The sequence below is a fragment of the Mesorhizobium sp. M4A.F.Ca.ET.050.02.1.1 genome (assembly GCF_003997725.1).
Classification (GTDB): Bacteria; Pseudomonadota; Alphaproteobacteria; order Rhizobiales; family Rhizobiaceae; genus Mesorhizobium.
In genome coordinates, this window is record NZ_RZSG01000579.1 from 1 (window position 1) to 3,869 (window position 3,869).

Sequence of the window (3,869 nt, forward strand, 5' to 3'; positions counted from 1 at the left end):
CGGCTCCTGGGGGCGGACGGCGCGGAGATTGCCGGGCGCCTTGCGGCGGTGGCGTGCCTTGCCGATCTCGGGCAATCGGCGCCGTCAGCCAACGCCGATCTGCGCAAGCTCGCGCGGCTCGAGCGCTTCGCACGCGGTCTGGCCCGCGCCTTTCCCTGGCCGGAGGCGATGGCGCGGGTGCTCCCTGACGACGCGATTGTTTGCCGCTGCGAGAACGTGACTGCAGGAGACATACGCCAGGGTGTGGCTTTCGGCGGCGGTGAGGCTAACAGGGTGAAGTCGCTGTCGCGCGTCGGCATGGGGCGCTGCCAGGGGCGCTACTGCCAGTTGGCTGCCGTCGAGCTTGTTGCGGCACAGGCCGGCTGCACGCCCGGCGCCGTCGGCCGGTTTCGCGGACAGGCGCCCGTCCGACCGGCGCCTATTGGCGCTGTTCTGCGGAACGGCTGACGCAATTGCGGATGCCGCGCATTGATGAGGGTCAAATCCTAGAAATCGGCAACCTTGCCCCAGGCCGAAGCGTCGAAGCGGCGCGGGTCGTAGGATGTCGGATCGACGATCGGTTCCGAGCCGGTCACCAGATCGGCGACGAGATGACCGGCGCCGGGCCCGATGCCAAAACCGTGTCCCGAAAATCCGGCGGCGAGGAAGAAGCCCGCAACGCTATCGATCTCGCCGATGGCGGGCACGCCGTCCGGCGTGCTGTCGATGTAGCCGGCCCAGGCAGCGCTGATCTTCGTCTTTCTGAGGTCGGGCAGAAGTTCAAGCGCGCGGGCATGGGTCAGACGGATGGTGGCCCGGTCCGGAGCCGGATCGAGGATGCGCATGCGCTCCATCGGCGTCGGCTGGTCGAGCCGCCAGCGCTGCAGCGTTTCGTGCCCCGAGCGCACGCCTTGCAGTCCGCCGGGCGCGAGGCTGCGCCACCGCTTCAGAAACATGGGCAGGAACTGCGACGAGAAGCGCAACTGCTGCGGCGTCACGTCGACGCGGCCGCGCCCGCTGATGGCAAGCGTGTAGCCGCCTTCGCCGCGACGCGTGGCCGAGATCCTCGCCGTGTGCAGCGCATCCGGCAGGCCTTCGGCGCCGGGCGAGACGGACAGGATGGAGGAACGGATCGACGCCTGCGGAAAGCGGAAACCGAACTGCCGGCAAAAGGACGACGCCCAAGCGCCGCCGGCCATGACCGCCACTTTCGTGCGGATCGTTCCGCTCTCGGTGACCACGCCTCTCAGGCGTCCGCCCTCGGTCTCGATGCCGCGCGCGGCGCAATTCTGGTGCACGGTGCCGCCGAGCTTGAGGATGGCGCGGGCGACCGCGGGCGCGGCCCGCGACGGGTCGGCGGTGCCGTCGCTCGGCGAGAAAACGCCGCCCTTCCAGGTCCGGCCCGTGGCGCCGCCCCGCTCGCTGGCCTCGGCGCTGTCGAGCATATGGGTGGTCACGCCGGCCGTCCTGGCGAAATCGCGCCAGCGCGCCCAGCCGGCCAGTTCCGCCTCGTCATTGCTGAGATAAAGCAGGCCGCAGCGGCGAAAGCCGGTGTCTTCGCCGGTCGCCGCCGCAAAGCTGCCCCACAGATCGAGGCTGCGGGTCGCCATCGGCAGCTCGCGGGCGTCGCGGTTCTGCTGGCGGCACCATCCCCAGTTCCTGGAGGATTGCTCGGCGCCGATGCGTCCCTTTTCGACAAGCGCGACCTTCATGCCGCGCCTGGCCAGATAATAGGCCGCGAACACGCCGACGATGCCGCCGCCGATCACCACCACGTCCGCGGCTTGCGGCAGTTTGCCAGATGTCTCGATTTGCTGCAGCGGCGCGCGCATGGTCTCTCTACCTTGAAGCGCCAATCTAACGCGTTGCGCAGGCAGCCGCTGCCGCAGTTGAAGCCGAAGCAGAATTTTATTTCGGCAGCTCGGTCGAAATCGGAACTCGCTGCGTTTCAAAGCGGTGTCCGCTCGGATGGACAGGCCCGCGGGCTGTGGTAGTGTCAAGGCTGTTGGTACGGCAGCATTTTGTGCTGTGGCATGCGATCTTTGGAGACGGCCATGAAACTGGATCGGATCGACATCAAGATTCTTCACGAATTGCAGAAGAACGGCCGCATCACCAATGTGGAACTGGCCGACCTCGTGCATCTGTCGCCGAGCCCTTGCCTGATGCGGGTCAAGAAACTGCAGTCGGAAGGCTACATCGAGGGCTATTCCGCGCAGGTCAACATCGGCAAGCTCGGCCAGACGCTGACCGTGTTCACCGAAATCACCTTGAAGAACCACCGCCAGGTCGACTTCGCCCGCTTTCTCGCGGTTGTCGAGAAGATCGACCAGGTGATCGAATGCCACCTCGTCTCGGGCGGCTACGATTACCTGATGAAATTCGTCACCGCCGGCATCGGCGAATACCAGACGATCATGGAGCGGCTAACCGACATGGATATCGGCATCGACAAGTACTTCTCGTTCGTGGTGCTGAAGTCGCCTATCGTCAAGGCGCACATGCCGCTGCCCAGCCTGTTCCCGATGTGAGGCCTTACGCGCGATCATCGAAATAGGAAGGTCAGCCTTTGGGACTCTCCTTCTTGCCGCGCATGGCGCGTTTGTCCCTTCGTTCGTAGAACGAATAAACCAATGGGATGAACCAAGGCTTGCCAAGGTATAGCGGCACTGCCTTCGGTGGCGGATCGAAATCGAAAGCCGACTGAGCCCTCTCTGTCTGGCCAAGGAGCTTGAAGGCGGCCTTCTTGCCGAGCCAGCGCGCCCAAACCACACCGGAACCGCAGAACCCGGTGGCGTAGACCGTATCGCCAACCGTAAACATTCGCGGAACCATGTCGCGGTTCATCGCGACTTGGCCGAACCAGCTATGCGTTATGCCCATCTTTGCCAGTTCGGGAAAAATGCGCCCAAGCTCCGAGCGCAGATGTGTGGTGGGCGCCAGCGGATCCCCTTCCGTCGTGCCGTCGCGTCCGCCGAATAGAATGCGCGTGCTATCCGGCGACGGCCGGTAGTAATAGCTGAGCTGTCTCGTGTCGCCGTGCATCATCTTCTTCGGCATCAGCCGGTCCATCACGCTTTCGCCCAACGGCTCGGTCGCTATGATGCGGCTCCGCACCGGCACGAGGCGACGGCGCAGCCAAGGATCGAAGCCGTCCGTGTAGGCGTCGGTGCATACCAGCAGCTTTTTCGCCGACACCTCGCCGCGTGACGTTGCGACGCGCACACCACCAGCCTCTTGGCTGGTCCCCAGAACCGTTGTGTTCTCGTGAATGACGGCATCGGTTGTTCGGGCGACCCGCAATATGCCCGACAGCAGCTTGGCAGGATGAAGGCCTCCGATGTCCATCCGTACGAAGCCGCCGGCGTAGAAGTCCGTGCCGATATACCGCGATACTTCCTTGCGGGGGACCGCCGACGTCTCAATCCCGAGGAAACGGTTTAAAAACTCGGCGTGGCGGCTGAATTCATCATATTCGCGATCGTTTACCGCGCCATCGAAGAGACCCGAGAGGAAGAAGTCGCACTCCACCCTTTCGGTTTCGAGGAAGGCTGCCAGGTCCTGTCGCGCCGCCTTTCCTTCCGCCAGGATGCCATCGGCCCGAGATTGACCGAACCTGCGGATCAATTGCTTGCGGCTCGGCCTTATGCTGCCGCTCGCCATGCCGCCGTTTCGGCCTGACGCGGCCTGCCCGATGGCTTGCCGGTCGAAAAGCTGGACGCTGCATCCGGCTCTCGCCAGTTCGATGGCCGCCGACAGCCCCGCATAGCCGCCGCCGACGATGGCGACATCGCATCGGGGGACCAGCGGCACCACAGGCAAGGCAGAAAATGCGCAATCGTCCCACCAGTACGGCGTGGCCTTGAACGGACGCGAGGCGGTCGTATCCA

At 64.7% G+C, this 3,869-nt stretch carries 4 protein-coding genes; 2 read left to right on the forward strand and 2 right to left on the reverse strand.

Annotated elements, in window-relative coordinates; genetic code table 11:
• On the forward strand, positions 1 to 447 hold a 447-nt coding region (locus EOA33_RS27220), incomplete at its 5' end, for a (2Fe-2S)-binding protein (protein ID WP_190234382.1).
• A 38-nt stretch (positions 448 to 485) separates the two neighbouring features.
• Here the strand turns inward: EOA33_RS27220 and EOA33_RS27225 are convergent.
• Positions 486 to 1,811: an FAD-binding oxidoreductase gene (locus EOA33_RS27225; RefSeq protein ID WP_127407050.1), complete on the reverse strand. Its 1,326-nt coding sequence runs from the start codon at positions 1,809 to 1,811 to the stop codon at positions 486 to 488.
• Between the two features lie 222 nt (positions 1,812 to 2,033).
• On the opposite strand from EOA33_RS27225, the gene EOA33_RS27230 reads away from it, so the two are divergent.
• The gene (locus tag EOA33_RS27230) at positions 2,034 to 2,510 is read left to right on the forward strand and encodes an Lrp/AsnC family transcriptional regulator (RefSeq protein WP_127407051.1); all 477 of its coding nucleotides are present in this window, start codon (positions 2,034 to 2,036) and stop codon (positions 2,508 to 2,510) included.
• A gap of 31 nt (positions 2,511 to 2,541) precedes the next feature.
• Here EOA33_RS27230 and EOA33_RS27235 read toward each other — a convergent pair.
• A partial coding sequence (locus tag EOA33_RS27235) for an FAD-binding oxidoreductase (protein WP_245482448.1) occupies positions 2,542 to 3,869 on the reverse strand: 1,328 nt, incomplete at its 5' end.